15 protein-coding genes are annotated in these 20796 nt (G+C 38.6%); 11 read left to right on the top strand and 4 right to left on the bottom strand.

Translation table 11 applies throughout. The features are described 5' to 3' along the window. Window positions 1-89: 89 nt before the first annotated feature. Entirely contained in the window at window positions 90-1163 is a 1074-nt protein-coding gene (queA, locus tag F1325_RS03275; RefSeq protein WP_109371756.1) for a tRNA preQ1(34) S-adenosylmethionine ribosyltransferase-isomerase QueA, read from the bottom strand. Window positions 1164-1270: 107 nt separating this feature from the next. Here queA and F1325_RS03270 point away from each other — a divergent pair, with 107 nt between their 5' ends. From F1325_RS03270 to ydhT, 9 genes are all read left to right on the top strand, one after another. Beyond that, on the top strand, window positions 1271-1858 hold the full coding sequence (locus tag F1325_RS03270) for an ACP phosphodiesterase (RefSeq protein WP_109372071.1): 588 nt from the start codon (window positions 1271-1273) through the stop codon (window positions 1856-1858). Between the two features lie 439 nt (window positions 1859-2297). Further along, on the top strand, window positions 2298-2900 hold the full coding sequence (locus F1325_RS03265; protein WP_072069413.1) for a peroxiredoxin C: 603 nt from the start codon (window positions 2298-2300) through the stop codon (window positions 2898-2900). A 296-nt stretch (window positions 2901-3196) separates the two neighbouring features. Continuing rightward, window positions 3197-4957 (top strand): gamma-glutamyltransferase, encoded by a 1761-nt coding sequence (ggt, locus tag F1325_RS03260; RefSeq protein WP_160229985.1) that lies wholly within the window; start codon window positions 3197-3199, stop codon window positions 4955-4957. A 615-nt stretch (window positions 4958-5572) separates the two neighbouring features. After that, a complete protein-coding gene (locus tag F1325_RS03255; RefSeq protein ID WP_006535141.1) occupies window positions 5573-6202 on the top strand; it encodes a ferredoxin-like protein in 630 nt (209 codons plus the stop codon). A 52-nt stretch (window positions 6203-6254) separates the two neighbouring features. After that, the gene (locus tag F1325_RS03250; protein WP_109371762.1) at window positions 6255-8357 is read left to right on the top strand and encodes an aldehyde ferredoxin oxidoreductase; all 2103 of its coding nucleotides are present in this window, start codon (window positions 6255-6257) and stop codon (window positions 8355-8357) included. A gap of 19 nt (window positions 8358-8376) precedes the next feature. Then, complete coding sequence (locus F1325_RS03245; protein WP_109371764.1) at window positions 8377-9093, top strand: YdhW family putative oxidoreductase system protein; 717 nt, start codon at window positions 8377-8379, stop codon at window positions 9091-9093. Window positions 9094-9159: 66 nt separating this feature from the next. Further along, window positions 9160-9831, top strand: coding sequence for a 4Fe-4S dicluster domain-containing protein (locus F1325_RS03240; protein WP_109371766.1), 672 nt, complete (start codon window positions 9160-9162; stop codon window positions 9829-9831). Next, window positions 9828-10625: a thiosulfate reductase cytochrome B subunit gene (gene phsC / locus F1325_RS03235; RefSeq protein ID WP_109371768.1), complete on the top strand. Its 798-nt coding sequence runs from the start codon at window positions 9828-9830 to the stop codon at window positions 10623-10625. The genes F1325_RS03240 and phsC overlap by 4 nt, the downstream gene beginning before the upstream one ends. Before the next feature lie 25 nt (window positions 10626-10650). Then, window positions 10651-11619, top strand: a complete 969-nt coding sequence (gene ydhT / locus F1325_RS03230; protein WP_160229984.1) for a protein YdhT — start codon at window positions 10651-10653, stop codon at window positions 11617-11619. A gap of 68 nt (window positions 11620-11687) precedes the next feature. Here the strand turns inward: ydhT and brnQ are convergent, their stop codons facing one another. The 3 genes from brnQ to phoB form a co-directional block, all read right to left on the bottom strand. Then, on the bottom strand, window positions 11688-13025 hold the full coding sequence (gene brnQ, locus F1325_RS03225) for a branched-chain amino acid transport system II carrier protein (protein WP_160229983.1): 1338 nt from the start codon (window positions 13023-13025) through the stop codon (window positions 11688-11690). 478 nt (window positions 13026-13503) lie between these two features. Further along, window positions 13504-14802 carry a phosphate regulon sensor histidine kinase PhoR gene (gene phoR / locus F1325_RS03220; protein WP_109371774.1) on the bottom strand — a complete coding sequence of 433 codons (1299 nt, stop codon included), beginning with the start codon at window positions 14800-14802 and terminating at the stop codon, window positions 13504-13506. 23 nt (window positions 14803-14825) lie between these two features. Continuing rightward, window positions 14826-15515, bottom strand: a complete 690-nt coding sequence (gene phoB, locus F1325_RS03215; protein WP_075673984.1) for a phosphate regulon transcriptional regulator PhoB — start codon at window positions 15513-15515, stop codon at window positions 14826-14828. A 221-nt stretch (window positions 15516-15736) separates the two neighbouring features. On the opposite strand from phoB, the gene sbcD reads away from it, so the two are divergent. Both sbcD and F1325_RS03205 read left to right on the top strand, forming a co-directional pair. Continuing rightward, a complete protein-coding gene (gene sbcD / locus F1325_RS03210; protein WP_109371776.1) occupies window positions 15737-16966 on the top strand; it encodes an exonuclease subunit SbcD in 1230 nt (409 codons plus the stop codon). Next, a complete protein-coding gene (locus F1325_RS03205) occupies window positions 16966-20694 on the top strand; it encodes an SbcC/MukB-like Walker B domain-containing protein (RefSeq protein ID WP_160229982.1) in 3729 nt (1242 codons plus the stop codon). Before sbcD ends, F1325_RS03205 begins: the two co-directional genes overlap by 1 nt. Window positions 20695-20796 lie beyond the last annotated feature (102 nt).

The raw sequence follows: 20796 nt of genomic DNA, 5'->3' as shown, positions 1-20796 counted from the left end.
AAACCCGTGCTTAGTCAAAGGGATTAAGCAATAAAATTGAAATAACAATTCATAAAATGAAGAAAAACGTTAAAAAGAATAATAAATCTTTATTCTTGTCCTACTTTTTCATTGATAGCTAAAGGATTACAAGTAATAAACATCGCATCACCATAACTGAAAAAACGATACTCTTGCTCAACCGCTTCTTTATAGGCATTCATGGTATTTTTATACCCAGCAAAAGCAGAAACCAGCATGATTAAAGTCGATTCAGGCAAATGGAAATTCGTAATCAATGCATCAATAATTTGATATTGATAACCCGGATAAATAAAGATTTGGGTATCATCGAAGAAAGGTGCTATTAACGCATCTTTTGTTGCCTTAGCCGCACTTTCTAATGAACGAACAGAGGTTGTCCCCACAGCGATCACTCGATTACCACGCGCTTTACACGCTAATACAGCATCAACCACTTCTTGTGGTACTTCTGCGTATTCAGAATGCATTGTGTGTTCTTCGATATTATCAACACGCACTGGTTGGAAAGTTCCCGCCCCAACATGCAGTGTGACAAACGCCATCTCAACACCTTTTTCTTTTAAGGCTTGAAGTAATGGTTCATCAAAGTGTAATCCCGCAGTAGGTGCTGCAACAGCGCCTGGACGCTCGTTATAAACCGTTTGATAAAGCTCTTTATCAGACTCTTCATCAGGACGATCAATATAAGGAGGTAAAGGCATATGCCCAATGCTATTAAGAATAGTTAGAACATCTCTTTCATCATCGAAGCGAATTTCAAAAAGTGTATCATGACGCGCAACCATAGTTGCTTGTACACTTTCATCTTCACCTAGCACAAGCGCAGCGCCTTCTTTTGGTGATTTGGAGGCTCTAACATGAGCAAGGACGCGATGTTCATCAAGCATACGCTCAATTAGTACTTCGATTTTACCACCTGACGCTTTACGTCCATAAATACGCGCAGGGATCACCCGCGTATTATTAAAAACCAGTAGATCACCAGCATTTATTTTATCTAACACATCGGTAAAAATACCGTGTGATAAAGCACCAGTCTCACCTTCTAAAGAGAGCAAACGGCAACCACTGCGTTGAGGTTGTGGATAGTGAGCAATCAAGGCTTCTGGCAATTCAAATGTAAAGTCTGATACACGCATAATTAAACGACTACTTTCATAAAAAACAGGCGGACTAGTCTAGTGCTGCCAGCTTATCAGTGCAAGAAAGAAGCCCTTTTTTATTCAAAAAGCGCTATGATGCTGTGATGAATTATCTTGCTCACTTACATCTGGCCTTTAGAGCAAAAAGCTCTCTATTAGGCAATATGATGGCAGATTATGTTAAAGGCGCACCTAGCTCTGATTACAGCCAAGCTGTTATTGAGGGCATTCGCATGCATAGACGCATTGATGTGCTTACAGACACTCACCCATTAGTCAAGCAAGCTCGCCTTTTATTTCCTGATGAATATCGCCGAGTTTCACCAATTACCTTAGATGTTTTTTGGGATCATTTTCTTTCTTTAAATTGGTTGAAATTTGAACCAGATTTACCGTTGATTGAATTTGTTACCAAGACCCGAAATATTATTGAACCTGATTTATGGCAAACACCTGAAAAATTCCAAGAGCTTAATGAGTATCTATGGTCACAATCTTGGTTAATTCGTTATGCTGATAAGGCATATATTGCTCAAACATTGAAAGGAATGGCAAGAAGAAGACCACGATTAAGTGCACTAGCTGGCTCTTATATTGTTCTTGAAACCCACTATGACGAACTAAGTGAAATTTTTTGGCAGTTTTATCCACAATTGCTAGAAAGAGCACAACATCACCAACTTGATGACTGATACATTTAACTACCATATTGAGTTTCATCTTTTTGTCATATTGTAGAATTACATTTGATATATCAAAGAGATGCTAAGTCAATTTATCATGTTATTAGTAACGATTTGTTAACAAGCATAGTATTCATTTCCAAAGTTGATTAGAATGAATCGTTATACAAGGAGTCATAAATAATCCTACTTTATTGTATTAAGTTGATAGCTATAATCTATCAAATGGATTGTTCTGTTTAACTTTATCAATAGCGATTGATTATTTATGCTGTATGCATCATTTAAAAACAGGGTATACCCCTTGAATTTACTCTGAATAGTTCGAAGTATAGCTAGGCGACAAGTAAATGAGTAAAGTATGTGACTAGTGCGAATGAACGCAGTCAACAACGCTATAACTCGAAATATGACGAGTATAAACTTTTTCAATCTACAGGAGTACATTATGGTTCTGGTTACTCGCAAAGCCCCTGATTTCACAGCTGCTGCCGTTTTAGGTAATGGCGAAATCGTTAATGATTTCAACCTGCATTCATTTATCAAAGGCAAACCTGCCGTTATTTTCTTCTGGCCAATGGATTTCACATTTGTTTGCCCTTCAGAGCTGATTGCATTTGATCACCGTTTTGAAGAATTCAAAAAACGTGGCGTTGAAATCATCGGTGTTTCTATGGACTCTGAATTCGTTCATAACGCATGGCGTAAAACCCCAATTGATGATGGCGGTATTGGTGAAGTTAAATACCCAATGGTTGCTGATATCAAACATGACATCATCAAAGCTTACGGCATCGAACACCCAGAAGCAGGCGTTGCTCTGCGTGGTTCATTCCTAATTGACAAAGAAGGTGTTGTTCGTCACCAAGTCGTTAACGATCTGCCACTTGGTCGTAATATCGATGAAATGATCCGTATGGTTGACGCACTGCAATTCCACGAAGAACACGGTGAAGTTTGCCCTGCACAGTGGGAAAAAGGTCAAGAAGGTATGGGCGCATCTCCAGACGGCGTTGCTAAATACCTGAAAGCAAACTCTGGCAAACTGTAATATTTCAGTAAGCTACTATTTTCTAAAAGCCTGTGAAAACAGGCTTTTTTTGTTTATTCAGCGCTTATCTATTTATTTATTATCAACTCTATTTATTACTGCAATTAGTTATACTCAAGCTTATTGTTTACCTGCTTAAAGATAGTTTTGTGATCATCACATCAAAAAAAATTCTCATCACCAATAACCTCTCTCTATACTTATTGTTACGCAATTGTTAATTCACATTAATAACAGCGTAAAACTCTATATTTGTATTTATTAAATATAACTCCCTGTTATAAATGGAGATAATAATGATTACTATAAAAAAGACTCACCTGCTGTTACTCACCGCCCTTTTTTCACATTCACTTTATGCTGCCTATGAACCCGCGGTTGAAGCACAACATGGTATGATTGTCTCTTCTCAACATTTAGCATCACAAGTCGGGAATGATATTTTACAAAAAGGGGGGAATGCGATTGATGCCGCCGTTGCAGTTGGTTATGCACAAGCTGTCGTGAATGCCTGCTGCGGTAATATTGGTGGCGGTGGTTTTATGACAATACACCTTGCTGATGGCACAAATACCTTTATTAATTTCAGGGAAACCGCGCCTGCCGCAGCGTCTAAAAATATGTATTTAGATAAAGAGGGTAACTTAATTAAAGGTGCCAGTTTATATGGCTATCTCGCTTCAGGTGTACCTGGTACGGTAAAAGGGCTTGATGCTGCATTAGAAAAATACGGCACCCTTTCACGCCAAGAAGTGATGGCACCTGCGATTAAACTTGCAAGAGAAGGCTATATTTTAACGCGTGCTGATACCGATGTATTAGAAACAACAACAGAGCGCTTTAAACAAGATCCTGAATCGGCAAAAATTTTCTTAAAACCAGATGGAACACCATGGCAACCTGGTGATCGCTTAATTCAGACTGACTTAGCCAATACGCTTGAGCTTATTGCAGAGCAAGGTGCAGAGGCTTTTTATCAAGGTGAAATTCCTAAAAAAGTAGAAGAAGCCTCAAAACAGCATAAGGGAATGCTAACTAAAGATGATTTCGCAAACTTCACTATCACCGAGACCAAACCTATCACCTGTACTTATCGGGGTTATGAATTTATTTCTGCACCACCACCCAGCTCAGGCGGAGTCACTATCTGCCAAACATTGAATATTTTGGAAGGCTATGATCTTAAATCGATGGGCTTTAATTCAGCTGAATATGTTCATACACTAACGGAAGCAATGCGTCATGCTTATATGGACAGAAACACTTTTCTTGGCGATCCTCAATTTATTAATAATCCAACAGAAAGGTTACTCAGTAAAACTTATGCCACTGAAATTCGCCAACAAATAAAACCCAATAAAGCCACTCCATCAGAAAATGTACAACCTGGTATTGCACCTCATGAAAGCCCTGAAACAACACACTACTCAGTTATAGATAAAAATGGTAACGCAGTTTCAACCACTTATACTATAAATGGTCGTTTCGGTGCCGTTGTTATTGCGCCTGGAACAGGTTTTTTCCTCAATAATGAAATGGATGATTTTACAACCAAAGTTGGCGAGAAAAATCTCTATGGCTTAGTACAAGGTGAACGTAATAGCATTGCCCCATTAAAACGCCCATTATCATCAATGAGCCCAACCATTGTGACGAAAGAAGGTAAACCTTTCTTAATATTAGGATCACCAGGAGGCTCACGAATTATCTCAATCACCTTACAAACAGCACTTAATATCATTGAGTTTGGTATGCCACCGCAAGAAGCCGTTAATAGCCCTCGTATTCATCATCAATGGCTACCTGATGAGGTTTATTATGAACAACGAGGGTTATCAAAAGACACGTTAGAAAAACTTTCTGCCATGGGATATAAAATGGTAGAACAAACCCCATGGGGAGCTGCTGAATTGATTATGGTTGGACTCCCCGGAGAAGAAGGCGTGATCCCAACTTCATCAGGCAACGATTCTGCTGTTTCTGGAGCAGTGCGTGAAGGTTATATTTATGGATCAAATGATGTGCGCCGCCCTGCGGGTAAAGCAGTGGGTTACTAACCATAAAACCAAATGATAAAACAAACAAAAGAAACCTTCTCTTAATTAGATAAGGTTTCTTTTTTTATAAAAATGATCTAGTCATGGTTTTACAATTTATTCATATTTACAGCTATTAATAATAATCAAAACTCACATTTCATTTAATCGATAATTAATATCGAATATCAATTTATTATTAAAATAATAATATCAAATAAAATACAAGAACAAATCACCTTTAATTTAATTTCAATAATAGAATATATATAAATAGTAGTTATTCTCTTTCGTAATTACAGATAAAAATAATAATCATTTAATTAAACAAATTAAATAACACGAATTGTTTTTATTTCTATGATAGTAATCACAGAATAAATTTTTTAATAACCACACTATCAGAAAGGATAATAAAAATACGTAAAAAAAATGATATAACACATTGTAAATACAAATATTTAACATTTTCTTACAACGTGTTTTTTAATCATAAAAAGAGTTGAAATCTATAATTTATCTACTAACGATACCGTTATTATATTTTTTATATAACGATAAGGCAAGCGGGTAAATAAAGAATTTATCATCACAACTTATTTCTTAATAAAATTAGTTAAGCGGAGATAAATATTAATGTCTGATACACATCATCGTCCAATATTAGATATTGGGCTATCAAGACTAGAGTTTCTGCGAATATCCGGTAAAGGGCTTGCAGGGATCACGATAGCACCCGCATTGCTTTCTCTTTTAGGTTGTAAGCAAGAAGAAATAGACAGCGGAATAATTCAATTAACCACAACACCTAAAGGCGTTTTAGTCACAAATAGAGCGCGTTGCACAGGATGCCACCGTTGCGAAACAGCATGTACAACATGGAATGATGGAAGCGTTGGATCATTCTTCTCACGTACCAAAATCCATCGTCACTTTTATTTTGGTGATAAAGGTATTGGCTCTGGTGGGGGGCTTTATGGCGATTTGAACTTTACAACGGATACATGCCGCCAATGTAAAGATCCTGAATGTATGAAGGTCTGCCCAGTCAAAGCTATCCGTTATCAAGAAGAGTTCGGCTGTATTGTCGTTGATACACGTCGTTGTATTGGTTGTGCCGCCTGTACAACAGCTTGTCCGTGGATGATGGCAACCGTCAACCCACAAACTAAAAAATCCGGCAAATGTAATTTATGTGGTGAGTGTGCATCAGCGTGCCCAACAGGTGCTCTGCAAATCATTGAATGGAAAGAAATTACTGTTTAATAAATCCAGACAATCACATCACTGAACCACATTTAGATTAGGAAGCAATATTATGACTAACGGCTGGACTGGAAATATTCTAAGAATCAATTTAACTACCGGTGCCATCACACGTGAAAGCTCAAGCAAGTATAAATTCTTGATTGGTGGTATGGGCTTTGGCTACAAAATTATGTACGAAGAGGTTGCTCCCGGCGTTAAACCTTTTGATGAAGAAAACAAAGTTGTTTTTGCAGTAGGTCCTTTAACTGGATCTGGCGCACCTTGTAGCTCTCGCGTCAATATCACCTCTCTTTCCACCTTTACTCGTGGCAACCTCGTTGTTGACGCTCATATGGGGGGATTTTTCGCAGCATGGATGAAGTTTGCAGGCTATGACTCTCTGATTATTGAAGGTAAATCAGATAAACCTGTTTGGATCCATATCGATGATGACCAAGTTTCTATTGAAGATGCCTCTTTCTTATGGGGTAAAGGCGTTCGTCAAACCACAGAAGAGCTGTGCGCACAAACTAGCCCTGAAGCCTGTGTTGCCGCAATTGGTCCTGCGGGTGAAAATTTAGTCCCGTTATCTGGCATTATTAATAGCCGTAATCACAGTGGTGGTGCGGGTGTTGGTGCAGTGTTAGGCGCTAAAAAATTAAAAGCGATTGTTGTCGAAGGTAGCCGAGGCGTTAACGTTGCTGATCGTAAAGCGTTAAAAGAGCTTAACGACTACATGATGACACAACTTATTGGCTCAAATAACAACCACGTTGTACCAAGCACACCACAATCATGGGCTGAATATTCTCATCCAGGTTCTCGCTGGACTGCACGCAAAGGACTTTTCTGGGGTGCGGCTGAAGGCGGACCTATCGAAACGGGTGAAATTCCTCCTGGTGATATCAATACCGTTGGTTTTAGAACCATGAAATCCACCTTTGACCTTGGTCCTGAAGCTGAAGAATACACGGTCAAAATGGGAGGTTGCCACTCTTGTCCTATTCGTTGTATGGCGCAACTTAATGTTCCACAAGCGAAAAAATTTGGTGTACCGCAAACTGGGGGTAATACCTGCGTTGCAAACTTTGTTCACACCACCATTTTCCCTAATGGCCCTAAAGATGTTGAGAAAAAAGGGGATGGCAACGTTGTTGGTAATCTTGTTGGTCTGAATATTTTTGATGATATGGGATTATGGTGTAACTACGGTCAACTCCATCGTGACTTCACTTATTGTTATACCCACGGCGTCTTTAAACGTGTGCTTTCTGAAGAAGAATATAACGATATTCCTTGGGATAAACTGGAAGAAGGTAACCCAGAATTTATCAAAGATTTCTATTACCGTTTAGCGCATCGTAAAGGTGAATTTAGCCACCTTGCCGATGGATCTTACCTGATGGCTCAGCGTTGGAATTTAGGTGAAGAATATTGGGGTAACAAGAAAAATAAACTTTGGTCACCAATGGGCTTCCCAATTCACCACGCCAATGAAGCCTCTGCACAAGTTGGTTCTATCGTTAACTGTATGTTTAACCGCGACGCGATGACACATACCCATATCAACTATATCGGTAGTGGTTTACCGCTGAAATTGCAAAAAGAGATTGCAGGTGAGCTATTTGGCTCTGGTGATGCTTTTGATGAAACCAAAAACTACACACCAATTAATAAAGCAAAAATTGCTTATACCAAATGGACTCTCTTACGTAGTTGCTTACACGATGCCGTCACTTTATGTAACTGGGTATGGCCGATGACGGTTTCCCCTCATAAGAGCCGTAACTATCGTGGTGATCTTGAAATGGAAGCCAAATTCTTCACGGCGATCACAGGTGAACCAACCACATCTAAAGATTTAGATTTAGCCTCAGAGCGTATCTTCACCTTACACCGCGCTTATACCGTTAAATTAATGAACACTATGGATATGCGCAATGAGCATGACCAAATCTGTTCATGGGTATTTGATAAAGATCCTGATATTCCTGTCTTTACTGAAGGTACAGACAAAATGGACAGAGAAGATATGCAGCTTTCTCTCACCATGTTCTATGAAGAAATGGGCTGGGACCCTAAATTAGGTTGCCCAACAAAAGAAACTTTAGTTCGCCTTGGATTACAAGATGTTGCAGATGATTTAGCGTCTCGTGGTTTATTACCAAGTTAATAGGTAAAAGAAGGAGATCATGATGATAGAACAAAGTGCATCGGCTTCTATACCACAAGATATCGCTGATGATGCAGATATTGCTTTAGAGCAGCCTGATATTTCTCGTCGCCGTTGGTTACTGCCACTATCAGAAACCGGTGTTGGACGTAGTGCTAACACCTCAACGGATATCGTAGAAGAGCCCGTTGCAGAGATAGCAGAATTATCTGCCGAACAACATCTAGCGAATGCGATACGTCAATGTTCAAAAGAAGGTGAACTATTAGCAATTTCAACGCTGTATGATGCGCCCTATTCTCTGACAGAAGAAGATATTGCGCAGTTAGAAACCGCGTTAAAGAGCGACGAGTTTATTGATATCGCCCATTTAAGTCTCAATGGCGAGGATTATTTCTACTCAGATGAATTTATGTCAGATAACTTCGCACAACTGCAATTACTAAACCGCTATGCGGATATTTGTACAGCAATTGCAGGTGTGGTTCGTTTTGAATGTGAAACCTATCCTCGACCATTGAAACAAAGCATGTTGATGTCTGAACCTTTTCAGTACACGGCTTCAGAGATTGAAGATGCACTGACACTGATGAAAACTCACCCTGATTTTCAGGATATTCAGCAAGTTTTAGCGTCCAACGATGCCCCTTATCTCTTTAGCAATACGTTAATGAGTTACGGCAAAGCACGAGGCTTAACTGAATGGATTGAGGTAGAACAACATGAAAATCCTTAACGTTCCACCTTATCAACGAAATTCGATGTGGGTATTACAACATCATCAGACTGAGGAGCAAAAATAATGCGTGTTTCTCGCCGTAAATTTGTAGCAGGTATGGGATCGGTCATTTTTTTCAGTGCGCCACTAGGAAGTGCGCTTGCAGCAACTGCAGAAAAAAAACCTATCCGCTATGCCATGATCCACGATGAGACGCTCTGTAATGGCTGTAATATCTGTGCCACTGCATGTCGTCGATTAAATAAAGTACCCAATGGAATGGCTCGAATGGATATTGCTCATATTCCATTAAGCCTCAAAGAAGATAACGATAAATACCATTTCTTTAGACACTCTTGCCAGCAATGTGAAGACGCCCCTTGTATCCCAGTTTGTCCTACGGGTGCTTCTTGGCGTGATGAAACCAATGGCATTGTTCGTGTTAATAAAGAGAAATGTATTGGTTGTAGCTATTGTATATCGGCATGCCCATACCAAGTCCGTTATCTTAACCCTGTGACACATGTTGCTGATAAATGTGATTTTTGTCTTGAGTCTCGATTACAAAAAGGTTTCCCACCGATTTGTGTGAGCGCTTGTCCACAAAATGCCTTGTTATTTGGTAGAGAAGACAGCCCTCAAATTCAAGAATGGCTCAAAACACATGATTACTATATCTATCAACTCGATGGCGTAGGAAAACCACATCTCTATCGTCGTGTAGGGCCTCATTCTCAAGAGGAGGGTAAAGTATGAGTGCAGTTAATATCATGCCAAATGCCGAGCAATTTCAAGCCTCACTAAAAGAGTATGTCTTAATCTATACGCCTGACTATTTACCACTTTGGTTAATTGTTGCAGGTGTGCTCTTAGTGGGGATGTTGCTTGTTCTCGCACTGCATGGCTTCTTGCGTTATCGCTTTGCCACACCACACGGTGAGTCTCATAAAGAAGAGAAGCTCTATCTTTACTCTAAAGCAGTGCGTTTGTGGCACTGGAGTAATGCCTCTTTATTTATTCTGTTGCTTCTCAGTGGTGGCATTAACCATTTCGCCCTACTTTCTGCACACGATACAGCATTATTAGTTAGCGTGCATGAAATCTGTGGTTATCTGCTATTAGTTTGCTGGTTATCCTTCGTACTGATTAACCTTGTTGGTGGTAATGGCAAGTTTTACCGCATTGATGGCAAAAATTGGTTACAACGCACCTTAATGCAAGTTCGTTTTTACCTCTACGGCATTATCAAAGGCGAAGATCACCCCTTCCCAGCAACACCGAATGTTAAATTTAATCCACTGCAACAAATGGCTTATTTAGGTGTGATGTATGCATTAGTTCCATTGCTTTTAATAACGGGTGTTTTACTGCAAAACCCAGCATTTATTCCTGCTGATGCTGTAATGTTTAAAGCATGGCTATTGATCGCACACCAAGTATTAGCCGTATGTAGTGTCTTTTTTATTCTTGGTCACCTGTATCTGTGTACGACAGGCAGAACCCCATTCCAAACATTTCGCAGTATGGTTGACGGTTACCATAGACACTAATTGATACATGGATTAAGGAGCTTATATGTCAGTCCCTTCAAAGGAAAATATCACATTAACAAAAGAAGACTTACGACAACTGCATGTTTCAACTTCGCTTTATCGTTGGTTTTTGCGTTATTTTCCTGATGGAGGCACTTACAGTGCTATCCATAGTGAGTTAATAAAACAGCGCCGTACACAGTGGATAGAGAGCTTTATTCAATATATTTATTTACGTCATTTTAGTGAAACATCCTTTGCCAAACAGGAACAAGAAGTCATGGAAAACATCTTGTTCCTGCTCGGCGATGAACAACAGCAAGGCGTGTCATTACAACGCCTGCCATATCACAATACTTTGCCAACATCTGAAAATATTCAATTTTCTACCGAATGGCATCAATTGATCTTAAAAAGTCAGCAATTAAGTACCGATCTTGCTTTGTGTGGGAGTAATAACATTGTGGCTTTTTCTGGCGATGAAAACAGCATTGCCAACACAGGTTATAGTAATCAATTGATGAATACGGGTTTTGCAGGAAAAGTATGTAATACGGGTAATCAATGTCGTATTGGCAGCTTAGGTGGACGCTCTCGCATTTGTAATAGTGGCAATGATGTCAAAATTTATGCCTCTGGTAATGGTGTTCATATCGCAAACAGCGGCATGCGTAATTTTATTACTGCCTCGCAAGATCGAGCAAAAGTCACTAACACAGGTGATTTAGCACAAATCAACGTAATCGGACAAAACTCTGTCGCGATTAATACTGGTGATAATTGTAAAGTCACGGTATCTGGCGACGACAGTATTTGTATCTCAACAGGTAGCCTCCATCAATTCTGCTTAGGAAAAGGCGGCAGTGCAGTTATTGCTTATCATGATGGCAATCGTACTCGCTTTAAAATCTTCTATGAAGGTGAAGATGATATTGTTGCTGGAGTTCATTATTACTTAGATGAAAACCAACAGCCCGTGGCAGAAAAACAGTATTCTACAGATCAAAATTAATGAGTTATTCCAACAAAAAGGGAAACTTTCGTTTCCCTTTTCACGTTTAAATCAATGTGCTTTATCGCTTATTTAGTCACTTTCGTCTGGAGTGCTTTTTTACTCTGAGAGCCTGCAACTTTATCGTAAATACCGCACACAACAATCGTCACCACTACGGGAATGAGCCATGCTAATCCCTGTTCACTTAATGGCAATTTAGTTGCCCAGTCTGGTAATAAATGTTTCAGATAATCAGAGGCTTTTATTGCATCAAAAATACCGAAAAATAAGCTAACAGCCATCGCTGGCGCGATAATACGGCTTGGATTATTCCACAGACGTAAAGTGAAACTCATCAAAATAATCACAATACAAGGTGGATAAATCATAATCAGCACAGGAATCGAAAACTCAATAAGTTTGCTTAATCCTAAGTTTGAAACAACCGCTGAGAATATCGCTAAAATCAACACTAATGTACGGTAAGAGATGGGCAAATAACGGCTAAAAAATTCAGCACATGCACAAGTTAAACCAACTGCCGTCACCATACAGGCTAAGAAAATCAGTAGAGCAAGGAAGAAGCTACCGAAGTCACCAAAAGTGTACTGAACATAGGCGTGTAAAATATCAGCACCATCTTGCGCCCCTGGAATAATGCTCCCACTGCTAGAACCTAATTTAAACAAGCTTAAGTAAATAGCTGTTAATAATACGCCCGCAATAATACCCGCCCACATAGTGTAACGTGTTAATAATGAAGAGTTATCTATTCCACGAGAGCGGGCAGCATTAACAATCACGATACCAAAAACCATCGCCCCCAAGGTATCCATGGTGAGATAACCATTGATAAAACCTTGAGTGAAAGCCATTTCACGATAAGCATCTGTGGCAGGGATCGCGCCACCAGCAGGCCAAAACACCGCAGCCACACCTAATACTGCTAATGCCAGAATTTTAATAGGCGCAAGAATATGACCAACACTATCTAATAATTTACCGGGATAAAGTGAAATACCAATCACAATTAAGAAATAGGCAATGCTATAAATCAGCAATGACATTTCTGTATCACCCACCAAAGGGGCAATACCCACTTTAAAAGAGACCGTTGCAGTACGAGGAGTTGCGAAAAGAGGTCCAACAGCAAGATAGGCAACAATAGCTAATAATAATCCCATTGATTTACCAATCGGTGTGCTTAATGCCTCTATACCACCACCGACTTTTGCTAATGCGACTACTGTTAAAACAGGTAAACCTACCCCTGTGATCAAAAAGCCAATTGCTGCTGTCCAAACAAATTCGCCTGATTGTAACCCCACCATTGGAGGAAAAATAATGTTGCCAGCGCCAACAAATAGGGCGAATGTCATAAACCCTAATGCCAGAATATCTCTGGAAGTTAATCTATGTGCCATAAGTTTTGTTAATATATAGTTACAATAATGGTTAAATTGCGCCAATATAGCGCAACATAAAATCAACAATATCTATTTAGGCTCATACCATCATTATTCAGGATAATATCCATATATAATCATTTCATGTAGAGCAATTAAGTGCTAAATAGAAAAAATTGCCGATAACTGGTCACAAGTAAAACTTTTATAATGAAAAAAGGCAATAGCCAATCTAAAAACCAGAAGAATCATCTAAACTATTTTTCAGGTCTAGTTATAACTGTCATATATCATCGAATATACATGATATGATTTGTGCATTTTATCACCAATAATATTGAATATTAGCGTCATTTAAAGTTACCATTAATTAATAATATTAAAATTTAACGCTACGATATTAGTTTTTATTGATATTAAAAAGATTAAAAAAGGACAAAAAAGCCTTTATCACTGATTGAATAGAAGTGATAAAGGCTTTAAAAAAGACATTCTGCTAGTGTGTTTTTTTAGCAGTAAGCAATGTTTGAGGAAGGATAAAAGAGAATGTACTCCCAACACCTACTTTACTTTCAATATTCAATTGAGAGTGATGATGAAGCAACGATTTTTTCACAATCGCCAAACCTAAACCAGTACCGCCAGAATGACGAGAGCGAGCTTTATCTACGCGATAAAAACGCTCTGTTAAACGTGTTAAGTGTTCAGCGCTGATCCCCGCCCCATTATCTGAAACACTAAATAACATACCTTGGGGTATTTTCTTCCAACTCACTTTGATTGTTGTACCCTCTTCAGTGTGATTAATGGCGTTATACACTAAATTAGAAACAGCACTACGCAGTTGCTCTTCATTACCACGAACAGCCCACTCTTCATCAACATCAAAAACAATCTGATGTTGACCTTGGCTTAGTGAGTTCGCTTCTTGTTGTAATAAAGCCAAAATGGCAGGAATATCAACAATTTTGTTTAAATCAATATGAGGAGCAGATTCGATACGAGAAAGCTGTAAGAGTTGCTGAACAAGCGTATCCATACGTTTAGCCTGCTCTTGCATCGTAACTATCGCCTTATGCTCTGCGGGTTTTGCTACACTATTTTCTTCCATCATCTCAAGATAACCTTGAATAACGGTTAGTGGTGTTCTTAGCTCATGACTGACATTAGCAAAAAAATCACGTCGTGAGTTTTCTAGTTTATTTTTTTCTGTTACATCGCGCGCCACCATTAAGCGCTGATCTTCGCTATATGGCATCACACGAAACTCAACAATAGAGCCATTATTTAGTGAAATAGTTAAGGGGCGACTAAAATCACCTGCGGTAAAATAGTGCAAAAAATCAGGATAACGTAATAAGTTAAAAATATTTTGCCCATTATCATCAGGCCAGCGAAAGCCTAATAGATGTTGAGCTAGACTATTACACCAAAAAATATTCCCTTCATTTGTCATCATCACAACAGCATCGGGTAAACTTTCAGCCCCGCTTCTAAAACGTTTAATTAAGTCGCCTAATTCTCTGCGTCGTTTACGATTACGTTGTTGGGTCTGTCGAATACCATAAAAAATAGGCTCCCATCCCCCTCTCCCTTCCGGAGGTAATACAGAGCGATCTAACCATAACCATTTAGATAATTTCAGCAAATTATAGGCATGCCACACAAGGGCACTGAGAAGCGATGCCACCAGCAACCAAGGAAGATGCCCAATAAAAAGCGATAATATAAAGGCAGGCAAGCAAAATAGACATAGCCCCCAAACGAGGGCTTTCCACGATAGTCGTTCTAACACCTGACGATTACTCCCATATTGACTTAGAAACGGGCAGAAAAACGATATCCCGTTCCACGTACTGTCTGTATCATTCTGTCATGGCCATCTTCTTCAATAGCCTTACGTAAACGACGAATATGCACATCAACAGTACGGTCTTCGACATAAACATTGGTTCCCCAAACGTAGTTTAGCAGTTGTTCTCTGCTATATACGCGTTCAGGATGTGTCATAAAAAAGTGTAGGAGTTTAAATTCGGTAGGGCCCATATCAATCGGCTTATCTTGACTTGTGACGCGGTGAGAAACAGGATCAAGACCGAGTCCATTGAATTCAATAACATCTTCCGCTGACATCGGTGATAAACGCCGTAAAATCGCCTTCACTCGGGCAACAAGCTCTTTAGGTGAAAACGGTTTGATAACATAATCATCAGCACCCGTCTCTAGGCCTTGGACTTTATCTTCTTCTTCCCCTTTTGCCGTTAGCATAATAATGGGAATATCACGGGTATTACTTTCCCGCTTCATCTGTTTTATTACCTGCAAGCCTGATCCACCAGGGATCATCCAATCTAATAAAACCAGATCAGGGTAAGGATCGATAAGAAAACTCAATGCAGAATCATAGTCTTCTGCTTCAATAGGTTGAAAACCATTTTGTTCCAAAACAAAACAGATCATCTCTCGAATTGCGGTTTCATCTTCAACAACAAGAATACGCCTTGCCATACTCTATCCTGTGTAATGTATATAGAGGGTCAAAATGATTATGATGCACTTTTATGACAGATTTATGACTAGCCTTAACATTACTGAAATAGATCCCTGTTGTTAAGGTAAATAAATCATTTTTTGGTGAAATATCACTCAAAAAAGGGAGTTATTGTTGAGTTTTCACTAAAAAAGCAAGGTGCGCTATACTCTTCACCAGATAAAAAAGAGGGATAGCAATGCGGATTATTCACACATCAGACTGGCATTTAGGGCAATATTTTTTTACTAAGACTCGAGCTAAAGAACACCAACAGTTTCTTGATTGGTTATTAGCACAAATTAAACATTACCAAGTTGATGCTCTGATTGTTGCGGGTGATATTTTTGATACTGGCTCCCCTCCAAGCTACGCCCGAGAGCTTTATAACCGTTTTGTTGTTGCTATTAGAGATACACAATGTCAGCTCGTTATTCTAGGTGGTAATCACGATTCGGTGGCAACACTAAATGAATCAAAATCACTGTTGGCATGTTTAAATACGACCGTTATTGCCAATGTTCATGCTGAAACACCACAAGCTCCGTTAATTCTTCCTAAAAAAGATAACACTCCAGGAGCATTACTTTGTGCAATCCCTTATCTACGCCCTAGAGACATGATCAGCAGTAAAAGTGGGCAATCAGGTGCTGAAAAACAAACAGCCTTAAAAGAAGCGATTGCTGAATATTATCAAGCTCAATATCAAGCAGCTCTCGAATTACGTCAGCAATTAAATGTCGATATTCCCATTATTGCAACGGGTCATCTCACCACGATTGGAGCGAGTGTGACAGATTCCGTCCGTGAAATTTATATCGGCACCTTAGAAGCCTTTTCAGCAACCCTATTTCCTGAATTTGACTATATTGCCCTTGGTCATATTCATCGCCCTCAAGTGGTGAATAAATCAGGTCATATTCGTTATAGCGGCTCTCCTATTCCGTTAAGTTTTGATGAATGTGGACAACAGAAAAGTATCTGCCTTATCGATTTTGAGCAAGAAAAATTAACTAACCTCACACTATTACCTATTCCTGAATTTCAGTTACTACGCACTATCAGTGGTTCATTAAAAGAAATAGCGATACAACTTGAGGATTTAAAAAAACAATACGGTGAAATAGATACCACTATTTGGTTGGATATCGAAGTTTCAACACAAGATTATCTCAGTGATATACAAACCCGTATTCAAGAGCTAACTAACGATCCGCTTTTTGATGTGATCTTATTAAGAAGAGCGAGAAAACAACGCCAAGCGTTCACTCAAAATGAGAACGAAACACTGACCGAATTAACCGTTTATGATGTTTTTGAAAGACGTTTAGAACAGCATGAGTTTGATTCAGAAGAAACTAAAACTCGTTTAACAACATTATTTAAACAAGCAGTTGAAATGGCAGAGAAAGAGGATAACGAAGCATAATGAAAATCTTAAGTCTGCGATTTAAAAATATTAACTCCTTAAAAGGCGAGTGGAAGATTAACTTTAACCAAGAGCCTTTTATCAGCAATGGATTATTTGCCATTACAGGCCCCACGGGGGCAGGAAAAACCACTCTGTTAGATGCGATTAGTTTGGCGCTTTATCATAGAACACCACGATTAGATAAAGTCACACAATCTCAAAATGAATTAATGACTCGTCATACCGCAGAGTGTTTGACCGAAGTCGAATTTGAAGTCAAAGGTGTGGCTTATCGAGCATTTTGGGAACAACGCCGAGCTAATTATAAAGAAGATGGCAATCTTCAAGCGCCACAGGCTGAACTTGTTAAAATAAATACAACAGGAGGCGAAGACAAAATATTAGCAAGCAAAATAAGCCAAGTGAAAGAGATGATCATTAATATTACGGGCCTTGATTTTGATCGTTTCACTAAATCTATGTTGCTTTCTCAAGGACAATTTGCGGCTTTTTTAAATGCAGATGATAAATCTCGTGCTGAATTACTCGAAGAACTCACTGGCACAGATATTTATCGCCATATCTCCCAATCTATCTTTAAACATTGGCGTGAAGAAGAACAAGCATTAAAAACACTAAAACAGCAAGCCGAAATGATGGCGTTATTAGATGAAAATGCTCGCCAAGCGTTATTAACTGAACAAACCGATCTTTTTGTCAAAGAGAGCCGATTACAAAAAGAACAGCTGGAATATCAAGCAGCAAAACAGTGGCAAGAAAAAGAAACTGAACTTAATAAAAACAAAGTATTAGCACAAACCGAAGTTAACTTAGCACAAGAAGCCTTAATCGCCGCCAAACCCGATATTCAACGTCTTGAAAATAGCGAACCAGCAGAAAAAATCCGCCCAATTTATGATGAAAAGGATCGTCTATTAAAAGAACAAACCTATATTGAGTCACAACTCTCAACACTAACAGCAGAAAAACAGCTCATTGAACAACAGAGCCAACCTATTAATCAGCATTTAATCGAGGCTCGTAACACATTTAAACAACACGATGAAAAAAAACAGCAAATATTGCAGCTTATACGTGAAAAAGTAGCACCATTAGATAATCGGTTAATCTTGCTACAACAAGATATTTCAGTAAAAACACAGCAAAAAAATACGCTAGAAAAAACGCAATCAGAATATCTGGAAAAAATACAGTTAACTGAAGCCAAATTAGCTGGCTCACAAAAACAATTTAATGAATTAGACGAATATTTAAATCAGCATATAGCTCATGCTCAACTGGCTGAAAATTTACCGTTATGGCAACGTTATTTTGAGCAATATGATGAAATTACAGAGAAATATCTAATTAGCCAGAAAAGTGAAAAAGCAGAACAAGAAAAAGAATGCTTACTTAAACTCGAATTAGAAAAAGCGACCAAAGCGCTAGAAGTGCAACAGTACAATCTTAACTTACAGCAACAACAATTAAGCGAATTACAAACACAACTTGAGCAACAAAATAAAGCTGATGCTATTGCGGATATCCCTCATCGTTTGCAACAAATTTCACAACAACGAAATGCACTCGCTAAACTAATGGGATTACAAACCCAATTACAACGCAATATCAAAACTGAATATCAATACCAAAAAAGCTATTCAGAAAATCAGCAAAAAATAGCAATGCTGACTGAAAGCATCCATAAAAATGACATTGTTTTAAAAGAGAAAGAACAACATCTTAAAGACTTAAACGATAATTATCTGCTAATACGAAAGTTAGCAGAATATGAAGAAGAGAGACAACGTTTAGTTAAAGATACCCCATGTCCTGTTTGTGGTTCAACCGAGCATCCTTATGTTGAAAAATATAAAGAAATTCAAACTGATGAAACGAAATCACGGTTAGATACCTTAACACAGCAAGTACATGCATTAACTATAGAGTTAGTGGAACAAAAAACACAGTGTGCTGGCTATCAAACTCAAAACGAAAAGCTTAATGAAGATCTTGAGCAACTCACCCAAGATATAGCGACATTAAAACAACAATGGCGAACCTTAGCACAAACGCACACAATACCTGATGTTGATTGCGAAGAAGATGCTTTGGCTAAATTGGATGCAGAGCTTGAGAAAAAAGATAATTTACTCACACAAAAGCAATCCAGCTATAAAGCGTTAGAAACCAAAATTCAGCAAGAATACAAACTGCTATCTGATACCAAAGAGCAATTTAATCAACAACAGCAAGCGATCCTTCATCAGCAAAATGAATTTGCGCAACAACAAAAAGAAGCAATCAATAAACAACAACAAACAACGCAATATCTTCAACAACAAACCCAGTTAACTCAGGATCTTCAATCTCTTGTCAAACAGCAAGGTTATGAATTACAGGAATGTGAAGATAAAATTCAATGGCTTATTGCGCGTAAAAAAGAGAGCCAACAATATCAATCAACCTTAAAAACACATCACGAATTACAACAAACAATCCGCGAATTGTTATCAACACTGCAAGAAAGAAAACGCTATTTATCTGAAATTCAAAAAGAACTTGATGCTGTTTTAATCCATTTACAACAACTACATCAGCAACAAGAACAGCTAAAAGCACAACGCCAAGCGTTATTCGGGACACAAACCACCGAAGATGCGCGTAATGAATTAGATAAACAGAGTCAATTGTTACAAAAACAAATTGAGCAATATAGCGAAGAAAAAAACCGACTCGAAATCCGTTTAAATCAGCTTATTGGTCAATATCAGGAAAATGAAAAATCACTACAACGGTTACAAACGCGTTCACAAGACATTATTGAACAATATCAACATGCGTTAAAAAACAGTCCGTTTGCTGATGAAAATGCATTTTTAGCCTCTCTGTTATCAGTCGAAGAAAGAAACTGTTTACAAGAACAGCAAAAACAACGACTTGATAGATTATTGCAAGAAAAAACTCGCTTAGACACTCAAGAAAAGGCATATCAGCAGCACTTGTTACAACAACCGTTGTTATCGACTGAGCAAAATATTGAACAAATCACTACACATTTATTAGCACTAGAAACACAGCTGGCTCATATACAAGAAACCAAATTCCGCATTCAAGAGCAACTGCGTACTGATGAAGAAAAACGCAAAGAACAACAAGCCTTACTCGACAAAATAACGAAACAGCAATCTCACTTTGATGATTGGAGTTACTTAAACGAATTGGTGGGATCTGCATCAGGAGATAAGTTCAGCCGATTTGCTCAAGGCTTAACGCTTGATCATCTAATTTATTTGGCTAATCGTCGTTTAGAAAAGCTTCATGGTCGTTATTTCTTGCAACGTAAAACACCAGCAAGCCTTGAATTACAAATTGCCGATACATGGCAAGCTGATGCGCTACGGGATACTCGCACGCTCTCTGGTGGCGAAAGTTTTTTAGTCAGCTTATCGCTCGCCTTAGCGCTTTCAGATTTGGTCAGTAACAAAACTCAAATCGAATCACTATTTCTAGATGAAGGCTTTGGCACATTAGATCCTGATACCTTAGATATTGCATTAGACGCTCTCGATAGCCTCAACGCATCTGGAAAAATTATTGGTGTAATTAGTCACGTAGAAGCCATGAAAGAGCGCATTCCAGTGCAAATTAAAGTGAAGAAAGCCGGAGGTGTTGGCATTAGCCAGCTTGCTCCTGAGTTTAGATATGTAGATAAACAGATTTTAAATCAAGTAGTTAAAAACTAGGTCGAATATTTTGACGTAGCTGATTAAATTTTTTATATATCAATAAATCACTACTAAGCCCTATAGTATGTCCATAGATTAGCTCAAGCTAAGACACGCTTT

The organism is Proteus columbae (assembly GCF_009914335.1).
In the GTDB taxonomy this organism is placed as follows: domain Bacteria; phylum Pseudomonadota; class Gammaproteobacteria; order Enterobacterales; family Enterobacteriaceae; genus Proteus.
Note: the sequence above shows the minus strand (reverse complement) of the source record. Positions and strands in the feature narration are given on the sequence as shown.

Coding starts and splice junctions, on each gene's coding strand:
- queA (WP_109371756.1), bottom strand. CDS start 1,163: ATGCGTGTATCAGACTTTACATTTGAATTGCCAGAAGCCTTGATTGCT.
- F1325_RS03270 (WP_109372071.1), top strand. CDS start 1,271: ATGAATTATCTTGCTCACTTACATCTGGCCTTTAGAGCAAAAAGCTCT.
- F1325_RS03265 (WP_072069413.1), top strand. CDS start 2,298: ATGGTTCTGGTTACTCGCAAAGCCCCTGATTTCACAGCTGCTGCCGTT.
- ggt (WP_160229985.1), top strand. CDS start 3,197: ATGATTACTATAAAAAAGACTCACCTGCTGTTACTCACCGCCCTTTTT.
- F1325_RS03255 (WP_006535141.1), top strand. CDS start 5,573: ATGTCTGATACACATCATCGTCCAATATTAGATATTGGGCTATCAAGA.
- F1325_RS03250 (WP_109371762.1), top strand. CDS start 6,255: ATGACTAACGGCTGGACTGGAAATATTCTAAGAATCAATTTAACTACC.
- F1325_RS03245 (WP_109371764.1), top strand. CDS start 8,377: ATGATGATAGAACAAAGTGCATCGGCTTCTATACCACAAGATATCGCT.
- F1325_RS03240 (WP_109371766.1), top strand. CDS start 9,160: ATGCGTGTTTCTCGCCGTAAATTTGTAGCAGGTATGGGATCGGTCATT.
- phsC (WP_109371768.1), top strand. CDS start 9,828: ATGAGTGCAGTTAATATCATGCCAAATGCCGAGCAATTTCAAGCCTCA.
- ydhT (WP_160229984.1), top strand. CDS start 10,651: ATGTCAGTCCCTTCAAAGGAAAATATCACATTAACAAAAGAAGACTTA.
- brnQ (WP_160229983.1), bottom strand. CDS start 13,025: ATGGCACATAGATTAACTTCCAGAGATATTCTGGCATTAGGGTTTATG.
- phoB (WP_075673984.1), bottom strand. CDS start 15,515: ATGGCAAGGCGTATTCTTGTTGTTGAAGATGAAACCGCAATTCGAGAG.
- sbcD (WP_109371776.1), top strand. CDS start 15,737: ATGCGGATTATTCACACATCAGACTGGCATTTAGGGCAATATTTTTTT.
- F1325_RS03205 (WP_160229982.1), top strand. CDS start 16,966: ATGAAAATCTTAAGTCTGCGATTTAAAAATATTAACTCCTTAAAAGGC.